Origin of the sequence: Chryseobacterium proteolyticum, from assembly GCF_046591535.1 — a bacterium.
GTDB classification, from domain to species: Bacteria; Bacteroidota; Bacteroidia; order Flavobacteriales; family Weeksellaceae; genus Chryseobacterium; species Chryseobacterium proteolyticum.
In genome coordinates this window covers 147,808-165,842 of record NZ_JBJLWK010000007.1, presented here as the reverse complement: position 1 = coordinate 165,842, position 18,035 = coordinate 147,808, and the positions used below count along the sequence as shown (strand labels likewise).

Genomic DNA, 18,035 nt, shown 5'->3' with positions numbered 1-18,035 from the left:
GCTATCCGAAGGCAATCTATCTTAAGCTGTATCAGGTTTAAAAAAAAATCACGCCTTGTGGTGTGATTTTACTGAGCGGAAGACGGGGGTCGAACCCGCGACATTCAGCTTGGAAGGCTGACGCTCTACCAACTGAGCTACTTCCGCAATTTTGTTTCCAAAACTATTGGTAAACGCTGTGCAAATCTATAAAAAACCTTTTAAATCTGCAAGTTTTTTTTCAATATAAACAGTGGGAAGAGCAGGATTCGAACCTGCGAAGCCGAAGCAACTGAGTTACAGTCAGTCCCATTTAGCCACTCTGGAATCTTCCCTAGTTTATATTAAATGAGCCTCCAGAGGGATTCGAACCCACGACCCCGAGATTACAAATCACGTGCTCTGGCCAACTGAGCTATGGAGGCATTAAAAAAAAAGAATTCAAAAGATCACTGTTCCCTTTTTGCGAGTGCAAATATAGAACGGATTTTTTGAATTCTCAAATTTTTACGCGATTATTTTAAACTTTTTTTTCTAAGCTGTTTCTTTTTTCTTGATTAATAGCTTCTTAGCAGTATCAACACAAAGATCCAAACTCTCTTCAAAACTTACAGCCGTCTTTTTTACTACGATATCGTCACCTGGAACCGCCAAAATAAGTTCAGCAGTTTTGTTTGATTTATCCGAATTATTTTCAACCTTCAGAAAGATTTTGCACTCGTGAATTTTGTCATAAAACGTTTCAAGTTTGCTTACTTTTTTTTCGATGTGTGATTCCAATGGTTCGTGTGGAGTTAAACCAATTGATTGTACTGTGATCTTCATAATTCTTCTTTTTTAGACGCTCTAGGATGAGCCTGATTAAACACTTTTTTCAATTGTTCTATATTAGCATTCGTATACACCTGCGTACTGGCCAGACTCGAATGTCCTAATATTTTTTTTTACTTTTGAGATCTCCGCCCCATTATCCAAAACGTGTGTAGCAAAGCTATGTCTTAGAATATGGGGACTTCTTTTTTGCTTCGAAGTTATAAGACTAAGGTACTTATTTACGACTACATAAACAAATTTTTCCGTGAGTTTTTTCCCCTTCTTATTAACGAAAAAACAGTTCTGAAACTCATCGAGAGGTTTTCTTAATGTTAAATAACTTCTTAATAAAACAGTCAAATCTTCAGATATGGGAACATATCTTTCTTTGTTCCCTTTACCTATAATTTTCAACTCATTTCCATCTAAGTTTACATTCTCAAATATCAAGCCACAAAGTTCGGACTTACGGATTCCGGTCTGGTACAGAACTTCTATGATACACTGATCAAGAATATCATGCGGCTCTTCAAAAATGGTATTATTAAGCACCTCCATTTCTTCTTGTGAAATAGGAATTTGTTTTTCGGTATAAAACTTAAGAGAGGAAATACTTTCAGTGGGCGAAACAGTAATTTCACCGATCTTTAAAAGAAAAAAAATAAAAACTTCGAAGAGAGGAAAGCTTTCGGTTAATACTCCTCTTGGATATATTATTTTCACTTAGTGCCACTATGAAATTCCTGACTACCCTTTTATCGGCTTTGGAAATATCATCGGAAGATTCTGTTTTGAGAAAAAAATAAGAAAAATCTTCCAGGTCTTTTTTATAGCTTGTAATAGTATGAGGTGAATACCTCTTTTCGAATTGTAAATATTCTAAAAATTTATTCAGCATCATGGATTACATATAATATAAAAAATTCACTCCTCAAATATAAGTATATTTAAGAAGTGAATTTAATATTTGTTTAAGAAAAATTTCTTAAGCTTGCTCCTCTTTGCTTAACGCTCTTTGTTTATAAGCCGCTTTTAATCTAGCTTGTCTCAAAGTTACAGAAGGCTTAACAAACTGTTGTCTCGATCTTAATTGACGAACTGTTCCAGTTTTATCAAATTTTCTTTTATATTTTTTTAGTGCTCTATCGATGGATTCACCATCTTTTACAGGAATTATTAACATACTTTACATCTCATTTTGGATTGCAAAAGTAGATATTTTTTTATTAATATGCAAAATTTATTTCTTTTAATTTAAAATAACTCATGTTTCAGAATTGCATACATTTTTCATACCTTTGGGATATACGATTTTAAAAACACAGTTTAAATAACAAAAAACATGAAAAATTATCTATCCTTAAAAGCTTTGCCTTTAGTTTTTGCTTTGACATTTCCTGTAATAACCCTTGCACAGGTTGGCATTAATACAACAAATCCCAATACTAATGCCGTATTGGATGTAAATTCGGCAAGCAAAGGACTTTTACCTCCCCGGGTTGCTTTAACAGCCACCTCCCAGCCCGCTCCTCTTACTGCACATGTAGCCGGAATGGTAGTTTATAATACAGCTTCTGTAAACGGACTATCTCCTGGCCTCTATTTAAATGACGGAACAAAATGGGGACAATTGAATGTAGTTTCAGAAACGGAAGGTACCGTATTGACTAAAGTAAAATACAGAGGTCGAAATCTTGACACCAATGGATATGATAAACCAACACTCAAGGTTCCTTCTATGAATATGGAGTTCAGATTTGCAACAACTTCCGGATCTACTTATCTTGAAGTAAGATTACTGTCAGCACCTGCAGCTACGATCACCTACTATGCAAATGAGCTATGGTTTGGAAACAGTACAAATGGAGGTAAACAATCAGTTACCTTTACTACAACAAACTGGGATACGTGGTCCAGAAGCCTTTCCAATGGAGTTTGGAATAATTCATGGGGCTATCAATATCAGATCTCCACAGGCAGCGGTATAGTACCGGGAAGTAATGACTTATTAGCAGGAAATTTTTATGGCTTTAATAATTATGGAAATGGTGCAGGCCCGGATAATGAGATGTATGTACTCGCATTTGAACAGTATTAATCTTATAACATTATTAAAATACATTACAGTGCCGGAAAAATTTCCGGCATTTCTCATACAATAGAGTTTATGAATATGAAATTTATTTAAACAAAAAGTAGTATCTTTGCACTCACTTTATTCATGGGGTTGACTGGTTTCGACAGCAAGATCAATGGGTAAGTAAGCATGCAGAGAACCGTAGCGCGATCTCTATAATCCCTTGCTACAAAATTTTAACTGGCAACGAAGAGTTCGCTCTTGCAGCTTAATATCGAAGTTTAGTAGATTCAAGCGCTTTCCCGAAGATTTTAGTAGGGAAGCAAGATATTCCACAAATGCTCTGTTCTGCGGCGTTTGATCCTGGGATATAGGAATGCAGAAATAAGGTTTTAGATGCTTCGGCTAAAACTCGAAAACCTCAGAAGATAAGCTGGAAGTTGGGTGTCTGCTCTCTGCCTCCAGTCGAAAACCAATAGTAGAATAAGCATGTAGAAAGCTTATGTATTGCTTGTTTGGACGAGGGTTCGAATCCCTCCAACTCCACTTAAAATAAACTCCTCATAGTTATTAATTATGGGGAGTTTCTATTTGCTCACATTGATAAACTACAAAAATGTCATTTTACATTCAGATTAATATTCTCACTATATCTCATATTTATTGAGAATTCTATCTCAAATTACTTAATATATAATTTTTACAATAATAAAAAACGCCTCATATTGTATTTTCCTTATAACTATTCCAAATATTTAATTAATTTTATAGTTATTTGTATTTTGAATTATTAAAATTAATTTAATAAAGATTTTCATTTTTTTTATTTCCACAAAAGCTAATAAAACCGAAACATCATAAAATTAAACATATAAATTATGAAAATTAAACAATTATTTTATCTGGGAATCTTTATTCTTTCCATTTCCCTTGGGAAGGCACAGGATTTTTTTACCACGATTAGTGAAAGATCCATTAAAGCAGATCCTAAAAGCAGAACGGTACAACCTGAAAAGTTCCTTACGTACAGCCTGGATGTCAATGGCATAAAGGGCTATTTCAGTACTGTTCCTGAACTAAAAGACAATGACCCTAAAGACAAAGCACCTATCATTGTCCTTCCAATGCCAGATGGTACAAAAGCAAAATTTAAAATTTGGAAATCTTCAGTGATGGCTCCCGAACTTGCTCAGAAGTTTCCACAATTGGTTACCTTTACAGGGCAAGGAGTTGACGATCAATACGCTACTATAAAGCTGGATTTTACAGAGCTTGGATTTCATGCTCAGATAAAATCGATTGTAAATGGAGATGCTTACATTGATCCTTACGCAAAAAACAATATCAACAATTATATCATTTATAAAAAAAAGTGATCTGATTGACAGAAAACCAAGAACTTGCGCAACCAAAGACGAAGATATTGTTCCTGAAAAAAAAAGCGTACAAAAAAGTGTTACCCCAAGCGTAGGTACCCAAATTAGAATTTTCAGATTTGCTGTAGCCTGTACCGGTGAGTATGCCCAAGCTGCAACAGGATTAACATCTCCTACGGTTGCTCAAACTCTTTCAGCTATTGTTACCTCAGTAAACAGGGTAAACGGAGTATACGAACAAGAGGTTGCGGTAAGGCTCATATTAATTCCCGATGAAACTAATATCATCTTTACAAATCCAACAACTGATCCTTTTACAGGTAATGATGACGCATATACTTTGATTGATGAAAGCCAGGCTCAGATTGATGCACTAATAGGCAATGCCAATTATGATATAGGACATACTTTCAGTACCGGAGGTGGTGGACTTGCCGGATTAGGAGTAATATGCAGTACAGGAAATAAAGGAAGCGGAATTACCGGATCTTCTAATCCCGTAGGAGATCCGTATGATATAGACTATGTTGCTCACGAAGTAGGACATCAGTTTGGAGGGCCACATACATTCAATGCAACAACAGGAAATTGCGCGGGTAATCGAAGCGCTTCCAATGCTGTTGAACCAGGAAGTGGTGTTACCATCATGGCTTATGCCGGTATTTGTGGGGCAACCAATAATCTGGCACCTAATAGTATTCCTACTTTTCATACCAAATCATTTCAATCAATCACTACAAAAGTTCAATCGACAAGCTGTCAGGTAACAACTCCGGTTACCAACACAGCACCTGTTGTGAATGCAGGGAACGATTACACAATTCCTAAAGGAACTCCGTTTAAATTAACAGGCTCTGCTACAGATGCGCAGAATAATGCGCTTACTTATTCATGGGAACAAAATGATGTAGGACCGGCAGGAAACTGGAATGCACCAACAGGTAATGCTGCTATATTCAGATCATTTTTACCGGTAACAGTTCCATACAGATACTTTCCAAAACTTACAGACGTAATCAACAACGTTACCACCAAAGGGGAAATCCTGCCTTCGTATGGAAGAACTATGGAATTCAGATTAACAGTAAGGGATAATAACGCAGGCTGTGCCGGAGTTGCTAATGATGACGCCATTATAACAGTAGATGGAAATTCTGGTCCGTTCACTGTTACAGCACCTATGACAGCCGTAAACTGGACAGGTAATTCCACTCAGACCATTACCTGGAACGTAGCAAATACGACCGCTGCTCCCGTTAGCTGCGCTAATGTGAGTATTTTACTTTCAACAGACGGAGGTCTTACTTACCCAACGACGATAGTTGCTTCTACCGCTAACGACGGTACAGAAACAATTACTATTCCTAATGTAAATACAACACAAGCCAGAATTATGGTTGCGGGACAAGGTAATGTATTTTATAATATCAATCCCGTAAACTTCACCATTACTCAGAATCTGGCTGTCAATGAAGTAAATGGAACCAAAGATGCATTTGTAGTGTATCCTAATCCAAGTAAAGGAATTCTAAATATCAGGTTTACCAACTCTAATGAAAATTATGACATCATGATATATGATACGAGTGGAAGACTGGCATTCAGTCAATTGAACAATACATTAAATGCTGGTAAAATCGGCACTTTCAATTTAACTCACCTGATGACAGGAGATTATCTTATTAAGATTAAAACCAGAAATATAGAGAAAACCGTGAAATGGGTTAAAGAATAAAAAAGAGCTTACTCTGAATTTAGTATAAAAGGTTGTTTTCATTGTAAAACAACCTTTTGCATTAAAAAAAATAACTGGTATTTAATTCCGGTGATTACTAACTAAAAAAAAGCCTGAGTCTAATTGACTCAGGCTTTCTATTTTAAAATCCGCCAATTTTACTCGGTGATAATCCATACTGTTTTTTAAATGCAAATGAGAAGTGAGAAAGATCTTCAAAACCGAGATCCATATAGATATCCGAAGCCATTCTTCCTTTTTCAGCAAGAAGATAATGTGCTTCCTGAAGTCTTTTTTGCAAGAGCCATTTTCCAGGAGTTTTTCCAAATATTTTTTCAAAATCCCGTTTAAAGGTAGCCAGGCTTCGTCCTGTGAGATAAGCAAAGCGGTCGAGATTTACATTAAAATGATAATTTTTACTCATGAACGCTTCAATATCTATTTTTCCAGGCTCATTAAAATCAAATAGAACATCTTTTAATTCTGGATTTGCCTGAAGTAACAGAAGAATTGCTTCTTTAATTTTGAGTTCGACCATGCGCGGATCTGAAAGCTGACCGGACTTCTGGTACATCATCAGAGCATCCATATATGTTTTCAGTTGAGGGCTGGAGTCAAATACAACTAAAGAGTTCGTAGAACATTTTTTTTCAGAAGCCACATCATAAGCAAGACTGAAATCCTGCAAGGTCTGCTGGTCCAGATGAATGGATAATGATTGGAATTCACCACCGGGAGGGGGTTGTTTCGTAAACTTTAAAAGTTGATTGCGCTTCAGAAAACGTATGGAACCTTTTTCGGACCGGTAGTCATTGACCCCATCACTTAAAATTAAATCTCCGGCAACCTGATAGCTGATTACATGATCGGATACAAAATGCTCTCCCTGCCTGCTCAACTGAACATAACAGGAGTACACAATATTTCCGTAATCTTGTCTTGTGGTTTTCATTTCATTACAAATATAATAAAGGATCTTCAGAATAAATTAATAAATAAGTGCAAGTATTTCTCTTGCACTTATTGAAGATTTGGACATTAATCCAAACGAATTCCTTTTTTAGCTAAAAACTGTTTCCCTTCTTCCGAATGCAACACATTTACCGCTTCATCATGATCGGTTGAAATACTTACATCGCGCCATTGTTCAAATTCTTTCTTCCTGTTTTGATCTGCACTTTGAAGGATAGCTGCAGCTTCACTTCCTAAAACCAAATGCATGGGTGGTGAAGGATGATCAACCAGGTCAACCATTACTTTTGCAGCCTTTGCCGGATCACCCATCGGAAGAAATTTTCCGGAAGTTAAATATTCTTTGATGCTGCCTACTGTTTCTTCATAACCCTCCACATCTTTAGCAAAACTCATAGAAGCTCCGGCCCAATCAGTTCTGAATCCTCCGGGCTCAATAGAAGTCACTTTAATTCCTAAAGGCAAAACTTCCTTGCTTAGAGACTCTGAAAAACCAGCGAGACCAAATTTTGCCGCCTGGTAAATAGACAAGCCAGCATTCCCTACTCTTCCTCCTACTGAGCTTATTTGCAAAATATGTCCGGATCGTTGCTTACGCATATAAGGCAATACTGCTCTTGTCACCTCAATAGGTGCAAATAAGTTAACTTCCAGCTGGCTTCTCACCTGCTCATCGGTAAACGCTTCTGCAGCTCCTGTAATTCCAAAACCGGCATTATTCACTAAAATATCAATTCTTCCAAAATGATCAACCGCTTCCTTAACCGCTGAATAAATCTGCTCCTTTACCTGAACATCAAGTTTTACTAATAATAATTGTGAAGAGTATTCCTCTAATAAACCTTTTAATATTTCGGGGTTTCTGGCTGTAGCCACCACGTAATCTCCATGTAATAATACTGCTTCCAAAAGACTTTTTCCAAGACCTTTTGAACTTCCTGTTATAAACCAAACTTTTTTCATTGTTTTTTATTTTAAATTTTATTGAGACAAAGTTCCGCCAAACCGGATAACATTCGTTTTGTTAAAAAGCTCAAATGCACTTTGTTAAAACAATCATTTATTCCCATTCCCATTGCATGTATTTTTGTGCTATTATTCAGCTGAAATGAACTAGTTATCTACACCTCCCCTCAATAAATTTGTATCATTAAATAATGTAAATACAAAATCATGAGTAAAACAATTTTTATTACAGGAGCATCCAAAGGGTTTGGAAAATTATGGGCAGAAGCACTTTTAGAACGCGGAGATAATGTGGCAGCCACTGCCAGGAATATTTCTGCCTTGGATGATCTTAAAAAAAAATATGGAGATCAGATTCTCCCATTAAAACTGGACGTAAACAACCGTCAGGATGTTTTTGATACTGTAAATACTATAGAAAAACACTTCGGAAGTATTGACGTTCTGATCAACAATGCCGGCTTTGGATTATTTGGGACAGTAGAAGAAACTACAGAACAACAAGCCAGAGAACAAATGGAGACTAATTTCTTCGGTTCACTATGGGTAACCCAGGCTGTATTACCAGTAATGAGAAAACAGAAAAGTGGTCACATCATTCAGATTTCCAGCTTCCTAGGCTTGACTACATTACCTTTACTGGGTCTCTATAATGCTTCTAAATTCGCAATTGAAGGATTAACGGAAACTATAGGAACGGAAACAGCCCATCTGGGAATCAAAACGACATTAATAGAGCCCAACGGATATGCTACAGACTGGGCAGGAGCTTCGGCGGTACAAACTCCATCTGATATTTTCGATTACAACCCTGTAAGAGAAGAATTCGCCAAATCCGGAGATAATCCTGACATCTGGGGAAAACCAGAAGCTACAATACAACCTATAGTAGATATTATTGATTCCGTAAACCCACCAAAACGTTTACTGCTTGGCAAAATAGCATACCACACAATGAATCAGGTATACAGAGACCGCCTTGAAGATATTGAAAACTGGAAAGAAGTGAGCGTTAGGGCACACGGCTACTAATAATATATTGTACCTCTTAATTGACAAATTCAATAATCTGCAGATAGATCCTGTCTGCAGATTATTGTAAATTAGTTTTTTGAAATCTGATGAAACATTATAATACTCTTACCGAACTTCATTCAGAAAGCAACTGGGAAGCTCCACAGCACCCTCTTTTGGGCATCGTGGGATGCTTATCCGGATGCACGATGGGAAACCGGGAGTTCACCACAGACTGTTACATGGTCGCCTTCAAGAAAATCAAATCCGGAATTTTTATGTACGGACGTACACCTTATGATCATGACAATGGCTGTCTTTTTTTTTACAAAACCAAGGCAGGTCATTGAGATGAGAGACCTGGAGTTCGAGGAACAAGGATTCATGTTGCTCATCCATGAAGACTATCTTAAAGGACATGAGCTGCATAAAGCTATTGAACAATACAGCTACTTTGATTACGAAGTTACTGAAGCCCTTCACCTTTCTCCAAAGGAAGAGCAAAATATCATTGAACTTCATGATAAGATTAATAATGAATATAGAAATAACCCTGATGAATACAGCAGAGAGATTATATTAAGCCACCTTTCAACAATTCTGAAATACGCACAACGGTATTATAAAAGACAGTTTATAGAACGGGAACAGATCACCGGAAAAATGGCATCAAGATTTAATGATGCTCTAAAAAATTATATCCATAATGGCCATTTAAAAAAGGATAGCGGACTACCCAATGTCACCCAATTGGCCAGCCAGCTTTCTGTTTCCCCCAGATACCTGAGTGATCTTCTAAAACAGGAAACAGGTAAAACAGCCATGGAACTAATCCACATCTTTTTGATTTCAGAAGCTAAAAACCTTTTAAGACTGGGTGAAAAAGGCGTTTCAGAAATTGCCTATGAATTAGGATTTGAAAATGCATCTTATTTTACCCGCCTTTTTAAAAAGCAAACCGGAATGAAGCCTTTAGAATTTAAAAAACTGCAGATTAATTAATCTCAACTATTCTATAAAACTTCAGTCTCTCAGAATAACAATAAAAGCTGAATATACAGCAGCAAAAGAACGGAATTCCATACCTGGATAAATGCATAAGTTTCAAAACCATGTTGTTCAATCTATGATTAATTTCATCTTCTGCTGAGCATACTAATTATAAACACCTGAAAACGAAAACACTATATCCCATCCTGATAAAATACGGATAGTCTATCCACAAAAAAGACTAAAAAAAATGTTTTATCGTAAAGAATTTTATATATTTGCACCATCTAACAATTAAAAAAATAATTTACTATGTCAGACATTGCATCAAGAGTAAAAGCTATCATCGCTGATAAGCTTGACGTTGAAGAAACAGAGGTAACTCCTGAAGCTAGCTTCACTAACGATTTAGGAGCTGATTCACTGGATACAGTTGAACTTATCATGGAATTTGAAAAAGAATTCAATATTCAAATCCCTGATGATCAAGCTGAAAAAATTACTACTGTAGGGCACGCTATCGCTTATATCGAAGAAGTAGTAAATAAATAATATTCTTCAACAAAGGAAAATTTAAAAAGTTTATGGAATTAAAAAGAGTAGTTGTAACCGGTTTTGGAGCAATAACACCGATTGGAAATAATGCGAAGGAATACTGGGGAAATCTTGTTAAAGGTGAGAGCGGTGCAGCTCCGATTACTCTTTTTGATGCCACAAACTTCAAGACAAAATTCGCTTGCGAAGTCAAGAATTTCGATCCGTTGCAACATTTCGATAAGAAAGAAGCAAAAAAAATGGACCGGAATACCCAGCTTGGGCTTGTAGCTGCAAGAGAAGCTGTAGAACATTCCAGAATTATCGAAGATTCTGTTGATAAAAACAGAGTTGGTGTAATCTGGGGCTCCGGGATCGGTGGTTTGGAAACTTTTGAAACAGAAGTTTTAGGATGGGCGAATACGGATATTCCAAGATTCAACCCCTTCTTTATTCCAAAGATGATCGCGGATATTACGCCTGGACATATCTCTATTGAGTATGGTTTTCACGGACCTAATTACACTACTGTATCTGCGTGTGCTTCTTCTGCAAATGCACTAATCGACGCTAAAATGCTAATCCAATTAGGAAAAGCAGATGTTATTGTATGTGGTGGCTCTGAAGCCGCTGTTACAGCGAGTGGTGTGGGCGGATTTAATGCTATGATGGCACTTTCAACAAGAAATGATGATCCGAAAACAGCTTCAAGACCTTTTGATAAAGACAGAGATGGCTTTGTATTGGGTGAAGGAGCAGGATGTATTATTCTTGAAGAATATGAACATGCAGTAAAAAGGGGCGCAACAATTTATGCAGAATTAAAAGGAGGCGGTCTGAGTGCAGATGCACATCACATGACAGCACCTCATCCTGAAGGTTTGGGAGCTTATCTGGTAATGAAAAGTTGCCTGGAAGATGCAGGGTTAACTGCTGATGAAGTAGACCATATCAATATGCATGGTACGTCTACTCCATTAGGAGACATTGCAGAATCCAACGCAATTTCAAAATTACTTGGAGAGCATGCTTACGACATTCAGATTAATTCTACAAAATCAATGACAGGGCACCTTTTAGGGGCGGCCGGTGTAATTGAGGCTATTGCTGCTTTAGGAACTATTATTCATGGTATTGTTCCTCCTACCATTAATCATTTTACTGATGATGAAAATATCGACAGCAGACTTAATTTTACATTTAATGAAGCTGTGAAAAAAGATGTAAAAGTAGCCATGAGCAATACTTTTGGATTTGGTGGGCACAATGCCTGCGTTCTGTTTATGAAAATCTAAATTTACTGAATGGAGTTACAGAAATACTTTTCTAAATTCCTTCTCAAACAAAGAAAAAGAAAATTATCGGAGAGAGACTATTTCCTTAGTACCGAGCTAAATAAACTGCTGGGTTCTGAGATACAAAATGTTGCGCTTTACCGGGAAGCTTTTTCTTTGAAAAATTCTTCTAAAAATCAAGACAGCAATTACGAAAGACTTGAATTCTTAGGAGATTCCGTTTTGGGTACAATTATTTCTTGTCATTTGTTCCAGACTTATCCTCAAGCGAATGAAGGATATCTTACACAAATGAAATCTAAGATTGTTAATAGGAAAAATCTTAATAAATTAGGGGAAGATTTAAAGCTTACAGACCTTTTAATTAAACAAAATTCTGTAGCTTTAGGTGAAAATATCTCCGGAAATTTATTTGAGGCATTAATCGGTGCTGTTTATTTAGACTTCCAATATGACACCTGTAAAAAGATCATTTTGGAACGTTTGCTGACGCCATCTGAAATTAATAAGCTCGAAAATAAAATTGTGAGCTATAAAGGCCTTCTTCTGGAATGGAGCCAGAAGAAAAAAGTAAATATAAAATATGAAACCTGTGAAGAAACTCAGGGGAATAAATCAATCGTTTTTCGTTGCCACGTCTGGCTCGGAGAAGAGAAGATAGCCAATGCCACTGAAACTTCAAAAAAGAAAGCCGAAGAAAAAGCAGCACAACGAGCATTTTATATTTTAAACAAAAAAGAGAACATACTTGGAAATTCAAAAACTTTATGATCACGACGATATAGAATTTGAAGATATTGCCATCGGATTGGTAAGATTAGCAAAAAATGTATTCGATCATGAATTTTTTTTCAAAATAAATCAAAATAACGATCTTAAATTTTCAAGGATAGACGACCTCGTCTTTCACGGATCATATTATGATTATTATTTCTCAAGATTCGAGGGTTATCACAAGTTTTCAAAGACTTACTTTACTTTCATTTCCAACAAATCCTGTGAAAGTAGACAAAAAAAAAATACAAACTGAGCTCTTCGCAGAAGAAGAAAATATTAAATTTTTATTAAATAATCAGGTAGATGTAGAATATATTCTGCATAGTTCGGAACAATTTCCTGATTTTTCCGTAATTTTGCTCCCTGAAAATCTTGTGTTTCCAATTCAAGATTATACATTGAGTTCTGAAGAGGAACTATATCAAATTATCCATTATTATGAATAAGTATTTAAAGAAGACAAAAATTATTGCAACGCTTGGCCCTGCATCATCATCTAAAGAAGTCATGTTAGGACTTATGAAAGCAGGAGTAGACGTTTTTAGAATAAATTTTTCACATGCAGATTACGACTTAGTTCGAACTAATATTGATATCATTAGAGAACTTAATAAGGAACATGGCTACTCTGTAAGTATTTTAGGAGACTTACAAGGTCCTAAATTGAGAGTGGGAGTCGTAAAGGAGGGATCATATCTTAATCCTGGAGATATTTTAACCTTTACGAATGAAAAAATTGAAGGGGATTCTACAAAAGTTTATATGACTTATCAACAGTTTCCTCAGGACGTAAAAGTGGGGGAAAGAATCCTTATCGATGATGGAAAGCTTGTTCTAGAGGTTATTGAAACCAACGAAAAGGACACTGTAAAGGCCAAAACCATACAAGGTGGACCTCTGAGTTCTAAAAAAGGAGTAAACCTTCCTAATACGAATGTTTCTCTTCCTGCCTTAACGGAGAAGGATATCCAGGATGCTAACTTTATGCTGGACATGGAGGTAGATTGGATTGCTTTATCTTTTGTACGTCATGCACAGGACATCATAGATCTTAAGGACCTTATTGCCAAGCATCCGAACGGCAAATTTAAAACGCCGATCATAGCTAAAATCGAAAAGCCTGAAGGGGTAAAAAATATTGATGAGATCTTATTGGAATGTGATGGATTAATGGTTGCACGTGGTGACCTGGGAGTAGAAGTTCCTATGGAAGAAGTTCCTGCGATCCAGAAAAACCTGGTTGAAAAAGCAAGATTCTATTCCAAACCGGTTATCATTGCCACTCAGATGATGGAAACCATGATCAATAGCTTAACACCAACAAGAGCTGAAGTAAATGACGTTGCCAACTCCGTATTGGATGGTGCTGATGCTGTAATGCTTTCAGGAGAAACTTCGGTGGGAAGATATCCTATCCAGGTAGTTGAGAACATGGCTAAAATCGTTCAGAATATAGAAAAGACAAATTTCTATCAGCACAAAAACGAGCCTATCGAAAAAGATTATAATTGTATTGATGAAAGGTTTATTACCAACAGGGTATGCCTTGCCGCAGTTAGAATTGCTAAAACAACAAATGTTACTGCAATTGTTACTTTAACACACTCCGGTTATACGGCATTCCAGCTTTCAGCCCACAGACCTAACTCACATATTATTGTGTACAGCGGTAATAAAAGGGTAATTACGATGCTTAACCTTCTTTGGGGTGTTCATGCTTATTATTATGATATGAACAAATCAACGGATGAAACAATTATCCAGGTTAATATGCTTACACATAATTACGGATATATTGAAAGCGGGGATTTTGTAATCAACATCAATGCTACTCCGTCATATGAAGGAGGAAAAACAAATACGCTGAGATTAACGACAGTATAATAAAGTAAAGGCGAAATCGCAAAAATGGCGAAACAGCTTTTCAAAATTGATATAAAAAAGAGCTCCTGAAATGTTCAGGAGCTCTTTTTATAATTATAATTTAGTATTAAAATCTTTAATACATCTACTGTTCAAAAATCAATTTCCCACAATTGTCTTCGGAGTAACAAACTCTTTTAATGCAATTAAAGAAAGCTCAGTACCGTATCCTGATGCTTTTGTTCCTCCAAAAGGAAAACGGGGATCAGAGCTGGTCATTCTATTGATGTTGACAGTCCCGGATTCCAAATTTTCAATAAAAAACATCTGACGGTCTGCATTTTGTGTCCAAACCGAATTGGAAAGTCCGAAAGGAATATCATTTGCCATTTTTAAAGCCTCATCATCATTCTTAGCAATCATCACCATACCTAATGGTCCAAACAACTCCTCTTGTAAAATAGGATTACCTTCCTGTACTCTTATTAGTCCAGGATTGAATTCATGATCGGAAATCCTTTCAAGAGGGATAATAATTTCTGCTCCGTTTTCTAAAGCTTTATTAAATTGTTTTTCAAGATCATCAGCCAGATCAGGTCTTGCCATACCGCTGATCTTTGTTTCCTTATTCATCGGATCAGCCGGAACAAATTTTTTGTACTCCTCTATGAATTTCGGTAAAAACTCATCCTCAACTTTCTCATTAATAATGAACCTTTTAGCAGCAACGCAGGTCTGTCCGCAATTTTGAAGTCTTGCCTGAGCTCCGACTTTTGCAGCTTTATCAAGATCAGCATCATCCAGAATGATAAAAGCATCGCTACCTCCCAATTCAAGCAAAGATTTCTTAATATTCAATCCTGCAATAGAGGCTACCTCCCCTCCTGCTCTTCCACTTCCGGTTAAGCTTACTCCTTTCACGGCATCGTGTTCCAGGATTTCTTTCACCTCCTTATGTCCCACTTCTAAATTCTGGAAAACTCCTTGTGGAAAACCAGCTTCCAAAAATACCTGCTCTATGGCATTACCACTTCCAAAGCAGATGGAAGCATGCTTCAATACAACAGTGTTTCCGGATAGAATAGCCGGGGTTGCAAATCTTAAAACCTGCCAGAAAGGAAAATTCCATGGCATCACACCAAGAATCACTCCCTTCGGAATATAATGGACTTCAGAAAATTTATATTCAGATTCTATTTTTTCCGCCTTTAAAATATTTTCAGCCTCCGCATAATAATTCATCATTAATGCAGATTTCTCTACCTCAGCAATTGATTGTGAAATGGGCTTATTCATTTCCCTTGTAATGATCTCTCCGAATTTTTCTGAATTCGCTTTTAGCACCTCCGCAGCTTTTGCAATTAATTTTTGCCTTTCTTCAAAGGGCACTTTTTTCCATTCTGAAAAAGCCTTATCTGCAATAATAAGTTTATTTTCAATTGATTGTTCCATAATGTAATTTTTGTTTCAAATTCAAAATAAATGAATTAGAATGCTTTACCGTAAAGCATGGATGAAAGCAACAAATTTTGTTCCTTTAAGCAAAATAAAATAATGATTTTCTCTATTAAAAGAATATATTTTTTGCTATACCATAAACCATTCGTTGATCAGGCTAGCCGCAAGTCTTGCTGTTCTCTCCTGAATATCGTAAGAAGGGTTAACTTCTGCCACATCGAGTGCGACCAGTTTTTCATTTTTCAAAATATGCCTGTAAAAATGCATAAATGTGCTATCTGCAAAAATACCATTATAGGCGGAAGCTGAAACTCCTGGTGCTACAGATGCATTAAAAACATCCATACAAATGGTAAGGTAAGCAACATCCACCTCATCCAACAAATCATTAATACGTTGGTATATGGACGGCAGATTCTCAAAGAATAGTTCGTCTGCCAAAATATATTTCATTCCGTATTGATGGGCCGTATCGAACAATTTCAGTGTATTGGAATTTCTTTGGATCCCGATATGCAGTGAGTGAATATCTCCTTCCTGGGCAATTTGCCAGAATCCGGTTCCGGAACTTGCTCCTACCCCTTCTTCCGGTTGGCGGTTGTCGAAATGAGCATCAATATTTATAATCCCGATCTTCTGTTCGGGAAATGCCGTTTTTACACCCAGATAATGGGCATATGTAAGTTCATGTCCACCACCGACAACGAGAGATTTACCTCCTTTTAATAAAACTTTTGATACATTTTTAGCAAGACTCTGCTGTGCTTTTTCAAGATGAGTATCCTCGCAGGTAATATTTCCAAAATCCCACAACGAAAAATCGGGAAGGATTACAGGAAAATTAGACATGTTCTTTCTTATAATATCCGGAGCATCTTTCGCTCCTAATCTTCCTTTATTCCTTTTTACTCCTTCTTCTACAGCAAAACCATGCAAAACGAAATCATTAGTAGAAATAACATCGTAATCATTTTCAATTTTTACTCTTTGAAAAATTCTGTGATAAAGTAATTCTTCACCATCCAATCTTCCTTGCCAAATCATGATTTTATTTAATTTTTTAATTTATATAGTGTAACGTTCAAAACTCTGCCAGTATTTGTCTTTATAAATTTCAAGAGAAATTTCGTATTCAGGATGCTCAACGATTATTTTCGGAATAACCCTGGAAGGATCGCGGAAATCTTTACTTGCAAAATAGCATTCTCTGAGATTATCTGCACTCTCGTGTCCTATATACAAATGTCCTTCTTCTACTTTTAATTTATTTATAATTTTTTCTTCAATCTCATTCAGCCTTTCATGATCATCATTTTCCGGAAGTCCGTTATTGCTTCTTCCTTCATATTGCATTCTTATCACTGAAATCCATGGATAGGAAGCTTTGGCATCATAGGTCAGCAGTGATGTATTCACTGTAGCAATAAGTGGCAACCCGTTTTGCAAACTTGCTTCCAACACCGAAAACTGTTCTTCGTCATCAATGTTCTTTACATTTTTATATTTTTCTGTAAACTCTCTCTCCCTCCATGCAAGGAAATCTTTTAATTTAATGACTGGAATCAGTTCTTTTTTCGCTTCTTCCTTACTTATAATATTAAATGTGTCAATCTGTGTCGCAAAATTCAATTCGCCTAAAAAATTATCCAGAAAAACACAGATCCCTTTTACAACAGATTCTTTATTCCCTGGGATTAAACCTTCATACACAAAGGTAATGTCTATTTCATCAGGATATCCCTCGCTTTCATTCGGATAAAATAAAATGTTTTCACCGGTAAACTCTAGGCCGTCCATTTGAATTCCGTGAGCAGCATCCATCTCAGGTTTTAAAGCGGTAAATTTCCAACGCTCCAAAACAGGAGAAGCATCAACAATTTCTTCTGCAAAAACAATATTTTTAATTTCGCCATCTACGGTAATAATGAGTTCTACAGTAGAATCATCGTACATCCCAACGAGAAAGTAATATCCTTGATTAATCTGTTTAAGTTTGGGAGAAATAATATCGAAAAAACCACTTTCAATATGATCATGATTTTTTATAATTTCATAAAAATCCTTTTCCTTAGTCAGAAACCAATCCCAAAAATCATTGTAATTCCTGGTCGCATTACCTATATTTCTTATTTCCTTACCGAAGAATCCCATACTGTTTTATTTTATTTTCATCAATAGAGTTTTGT

At 36.3% G+C, this 18,035-nt stretch carries 19 protein-coding genes, 3 tRNA genes, 1 other RNA gene and 1 pseudogene; 13 read left to right on the top strand and 11 right to left on the bottom strand.

What is annotated here, in order from left to right:
* Positions 1-74: 74 nt before the first annotated feature.
* The 6 genes and pseudogenes from ACJ5H0_RS21965 to rpsU form a co-directional block, all read right to left on the bottom strand.
* A tRNA-Gly gene (locus tag ACJ5H0_RS21965) sits at positions 75-147 on the bottom strand.
* 86 nt (positions 148-233) lie between these two features.
* Positions 234-314, bottom strand: a tRNA-Tyr gene (locus ACJ5H0_RS21960).
* Positions 315-330: 16 nt separating this feature from the next.
* A tRNA-Thr gene (locus ACJ5H0_RS21955) sits at positions 331-404 on the bottom strand.
* A 109-nt stretch (positions 405-513) separates the two neighbouring features.
* Positions 514-804 (bottom strand): HPF/RaiA family ribosome-associated protein, encoded by a 291-nt coding sequence (locus ACJ5H0_RS21950; RefSeq protein WP_172280691.1) that lies wholly within the window; start codon positions 802-804, stop codon positions 514-516.
* A pseudogene (locus ACJ5H0_RS21945) lies at positions 801-1,690 on the bottom strand (tyrosine-type recombinase/integrase). Before ACJ5H0_RS21945 ends, ACJ5H0_RS21950 begins: the two are co-directional and overlap by 4 nt.
* Before the next feature lie 87 nt (positions 1,691-1,777).
* The gene (gene rpsU / locus ACJ5H0_RS21940; protein ID WP_172280693.1) at positions 1,778-1,975 is read right to left on the bottom strand and encodes a 30S ribosomal protein S21; all 198 of its coding nucleotides are present in this window, start codon (positions 1,973-1,975) and stop codon (positions 1,778-1,780) included.
* 159 nt (positions 1,976-2,134) lie between these two features.
* On the opposite strand from rpsU, the gene ACJ5H0_RS21935 reads away from it, so the two are divergent.
* From ACJ5H0_RS21935 to ACJ5H0_RS21920, 4 genes are all read left to right on the top strand, one after another.
* Positions 2,135-2,890: a hypothetical protein gene (locus ACJ5H0_RS21935; RefSeq protein ID WP_411252050.1), complete on the top strand. Its 756-nt coding sequence runs from the start codon at positions 2,135-2,137 to the stop codon at positions 2,888-2,890.
* 125 nt (positions 2,891-3,015) lie between these two features.
* Positions 3,016-3,418, top strand: a transfer-messenger RNA (tmRNA) gene (gene ssrA, locus ACJ5H0_RS21930).
* Positions 3,419-3,747: 329 nt separating this feature from the next.
* The gene (locus ACJ5H0_RS21925; protein ID WP_411252049.1) at positions 3,748-4,245 is read left to right on the top strand and encodes a hypothetical protein; all 498 of its coding nucleotides are present in this window, start codon (positions 3,748-3,750) and stop codon (positions 4,243-4,245) included.
* Complete coding sequence (locus ACJ5H0_RS21920) at positions 4,175-5,980, top strand: reprolysin-like metallopeptidase (RefSeq protein ID WP_411252048.1); 1,806 nt, start codon at positions 4,175-4,177, stop codon at positions 5,978-5,980. Before ACJ5H0_RS21925 ends, ACJ5H0_RS21920 begins: the two co-directional genes overlap by 71 nt.
* Before the next feature lie 142 nt (positions 5,981-6,122).
* Here ACJ5H0_RS21920 and ACJ5H0_RS21915 read toward each other — a convergent pair whose 3' ends face one another.
* Together ACJ5H0_RS21915 and ACJ5H0_RS21910 are read right to left on the bottom strand one after the other, a co-directional pair.
* Positions 6,123-6,932: a helix-turn-helix domain-containing protein gene (locus tag ACJ5H0_RS21915; RefSeq protein WP_411252047.1), complete on the bottom strand. Its 810-nt coding sequence runs from the start codon at positions 6,930-6,932 to the stop codon at positions 6,123-6,125.
* 86 nt (positions 6,933-7,018) lie between these two features.
* Positions 7,019-7,915, bottom strand: coding sequence for an oxidoreductase (locus ACJ5H0_RS21910; protein ID WP_411252046.1), 897 nt, complete (start codon positions 7,913-7,915; stop codon positions 7,019-7,021).
* 210 nt (positions 7,916-8,125) lie between these two features.
* On the opposite strand from ACJ5H0_RS21910, the gene ACJ5H0_RS21905 reads away from it, so the two are divergent.
* The 9 genes from ACJ5H0_RS21905 (at position 8,126) to pyk (ending at position 14,412) form a co-directional block, all read left to right on the top strand.
* Positions 8,126-8,950 carry an SDR family NAD(P)-dependent oxidoreductase gene (locus tag ACJ5H0_RS21905; RefSeq protein ID WP_411252045.1) on the top strand — a complete coding sequence of 275 codons (825 nt, stop codon included), beginning with the start codon at positions 8,126-8,128 and terminating at the stop codon, positions 8,948-8,950.
* 89 nt (positions 8,951-9,039) lie between these two features.
* Complete coding sequence (locus ACJ5H0_RS21900; RefSeq protein ID WP_411252044.1) at positions 9,040-9,282, top strand: hypothetical protein; 243 nt, start codon at positions 9,040-9,042, stop codon at positions 9,280-9,282.
* The gene (locus tag ACJ5H0_RS21895; RefSeq protein WP_411252043.1) at positions 9,242-9,934 is read left to right on the top strand and encodes a helix-turn-helix domain-containing protein; all 693 of its coding nucleotides are present in this window, start codon (positions 9,242-9,244) and stop codon (positions 9,932-9,934) included. Before ACJ5H0_RS21900 ends, ACJ5H0_RS21895 begins: the two co-directional genes overlap by 41 nt.
* A 300-nt stretch (positions 9,935-10,234) precedes the next feature.
* Positions 10,235-10,474, top strand: coding sequence for an acyl carrier protein (locus ACJ5H0_RS21890; protein ID WP_002976354.1), 240 nt, complete (start codon positions 10,235-10,237; stop codon positions 10,472-10,474).
* Between the two features lie 32 nt (positions 10,475-10,506).
* Positions 10,507-11,751 (top strand): beta-ketoacyl-ACP synthase II, encoded by a 1,245-nt coding sequence (fabF, locus tag ACJ5H0_RS21885; RefSeq protein WP_411252042.1) that lies wholly within the window; start codon positions 10,507-10,509, stop codon positions 11,749-11,751.
* Between the two features lie 9 nt (positions 11,752-11,760).
* The gene (gene rnc / locus ACJ5H0_RS21880; protein ID WP_172280708.1) at positions 11,761-12,522 is read left to right on the top strand and encodes a ribonuclease III; all 762 of its coding nucleotides are present in this window, start codon (positions 11,761-11,763) and stop codon (positions 12,520-12,522) included.
* Positions 12,500-12,781 carry an IPExxxVDY family protein gene (locus ACJ5H0_RS21875; protein ID WP_411252041.1) on the top strand — a complete coding sequence of 94 codons (282 nt, stop codon included), beginning with the start codon at positions 12,500-12,502 and terminating at the stop codon, positions 12,779-12,781. The genes rnc and ACJ5H0_RS21875 overlap by 23 nt, the downstream gene beginning before the upstream one ends.
* Positions 12,672-12,974 carry a hypothetical protein gene (locus ACJ5H0_RS21870; RefSeq protein WP_411252077.1) on the top strand — a complete coding sequence of 101 codons (303 nt, stop codon included), beginning with the start codon at positions 12,672-12,674 and terminating at the stop codon, positions 12,972-12,974. The genes ACJ5H0_RS21875 and ACJ5H0_RS21870 overlap by 110 nt, the downstream gene beginning before the upstream one ends.
* On the top strand, positions 12,967-14,412 hold the full coding sequence (pyk, locus tag ACJ5H0_RS21865; RefSeq protein ID WP_172280712.1) for a pyruvate kinase: 1,446 nt from the start codon (positions 12,967-12,969) through the stop codon (positions 14,410-14,412). Before ACJ5H0_RS21870 ends, pyk begins: the two co-directional genes overlap by 8 nt.
* 138 nt (positions 14,413-14,550) lie before the next feature.
* On the opposite strand, the gene ACJ5H0_RS21860 is transcribed toward pyk, so the two are convergent.
* From ACJ5H0_RS21860 to ACJ5H0_RS21850, 3 genes are all read right to left on the bottom strand, one after another.
* Positions 14,551-15,843: an aldehyde dehydrogenase family protein gene (locus ACJ5H0_RS21860; RefSeq protein WP_411252040.1), complete on the bottom strand. Its 1,293-nt coding sequence runs from the start codon at positions 15,841-15,843 to the stop codon at positions 14,551-14,553.
* 135 nt (positions 15,844-15,978) lie between these two features.
* Positions 15,979-16,893, bottom strand: a complete 915-nt coding sequence (gene hutG / locus ACJ5H0_RS21855) for a formimidoylglutamase (protein WP_172280716.1) — start codon at positions 16,891-16,893, stop codon at positions 15,979-15,981.
* A 21-nt stretch (positions 16,894-16,914) separates the two neighbouring features.
* Positions 16,915-18,000, bottom strand: a complete 1,086-nt coding sequence (locus ACJ5H0_RS21850) for a DUF695 domain-containing protein (RefSeq protein ID WP_411252038.1) — start codon at positions 17,998-18,000, stop codon at positions 16,915-16,917.
* Between the last annotated feature and the right edge of the window lie 35 nt (positions 18,001-18,035).

Excerpts from the sequence above, each read along its gene's own strand:
- ACJ5H0_RS21950 (WP_172280691.1), bottom strand. The coding sequence starts at position 804 with ATGAAGATCACAGTACAATCAATTGGTTTAACTCCACACGAACCATTG.
- rpsU (WP_172280693.1), bottom strand. The coding sequence starts at position 1,975 with ATGTTAATAATTCCTGTAAAAGATGGTGAATCCATCGATAGAGCACTA.
- ACJ5H0_RS21935 (WP_411252050.1), top strand. The coding sequence starts at position 2,135 with ATGAAAAATTATCTATCCTTAAAAGCTTTGCCTTTAGTTTTTGCTTTG.
- ACJ5H0_RS21925 (WP_411252049.1), top strand. The coding sequence starts at position 3,748 with ATGAAAATTAAACAATTATTTTATCTGGGAATCTTTATTCTTTCCATT.
- ACJ5H0_RS21920 (WP_411252048.1), top strand. The coding sequence starts at position 4,175 with ATGGAGATGCTTACATTGATCCTTACGCAAAAAACAATATCAACAATT.
- ACJ5H0_RS21915 (WP_411252047.1), bottom strand. The coding sequence starts at position 6,932 with ATGAAAACCACAAGACAAGATTACGGAAATATTGTGTACTCCTGTTAT.
- ACJ5H0_RS21910 (WP_411252046.1), bottom strand. The coding sequence starts at position 7,915 with ATGAAAAAAGTTTGGTTTATAACAGGAAGTTCAAAAGGTCTTGGAAAA.
- ACJ5H0_RS21905 (WP_411252045.1), top strand. The coding sequence starts at position 8,126 with ATGAGTAAAACAATTTTTATTACAGGAGCATCCAAAGGGTTTGGAAAA.
- ACJ5H0_RS21900 (WP_411252044.1), top strand. The coding sequence starts at position 9,040 with ATGAAACATTATAATACTCTTACCGAACTTCATTCAGAAAGCAACTGG.
- ACJ5H0_RS21895 (WP_411252043.1), top strand. The coding sequence starts at position 9,242 with ATGGCTGTCTTTTTTTTTACAAAACCAAGGCAGGTCATTGAGATGAGA.
- ACJ5H0_RS21890 (WP_002976354.1), top strand. The coding sequence starts at position 10,235 with ATGTCAGACATTGCATCAAGAGTAAAAGCTATCATCGCTGATAAGCTT.
- fabF (WP_411252042.1), top strand. The coding sequence starts at position 10,507 with ATGGAATTAAAAAGAGTAGTTGTAACCGGTTTTGGAGCAATAACACCG.
- rnc (WP_172280708.1), top strand. The coding sequence starts at position 11,761 with ATGGAGTTACAGAAATACTTTTCTAAATTCCTTCTCAAACAAAGAAAA.
- ACJ5H0_RS21870 (WP_411252077.1), top strand. The coding sequence starts at position 12,672 with ATGATTATTATTTCTCAAGATTCGAGGGTTATCACAAGTTTTCAAAGA.
- pyk (WP_172280712.1), top strand. The coding sequence starts at position 12,967 with ATGAATAAGTATTTAAAGAAGACAAAAATTATTGCAACGCTTGGCCCT.
- ACJ5H0_RS21860 (WP_411252040.1), bottom strand. The coding sequence starts at position 15,843 with ATGGAACAATCAATTGAAAATAAACTTATTATTGCAGATAAGGCTTTT.
- hutG (WP_172280716.1), bottom strand. The coding sequence starts at position 16,893 with ATGATTTGGCAAGGAAGATTGGATGGTGAAGAATTACTTTATCACAGA.
- ACJ5H0_RS21850 (WP_411252038.1), bottom strand. The coding sequence starts at position 18,000 with ATGGGATTCTTCGGTAAGGAAATAAGAAATATAGGTAATGCGACCAGG.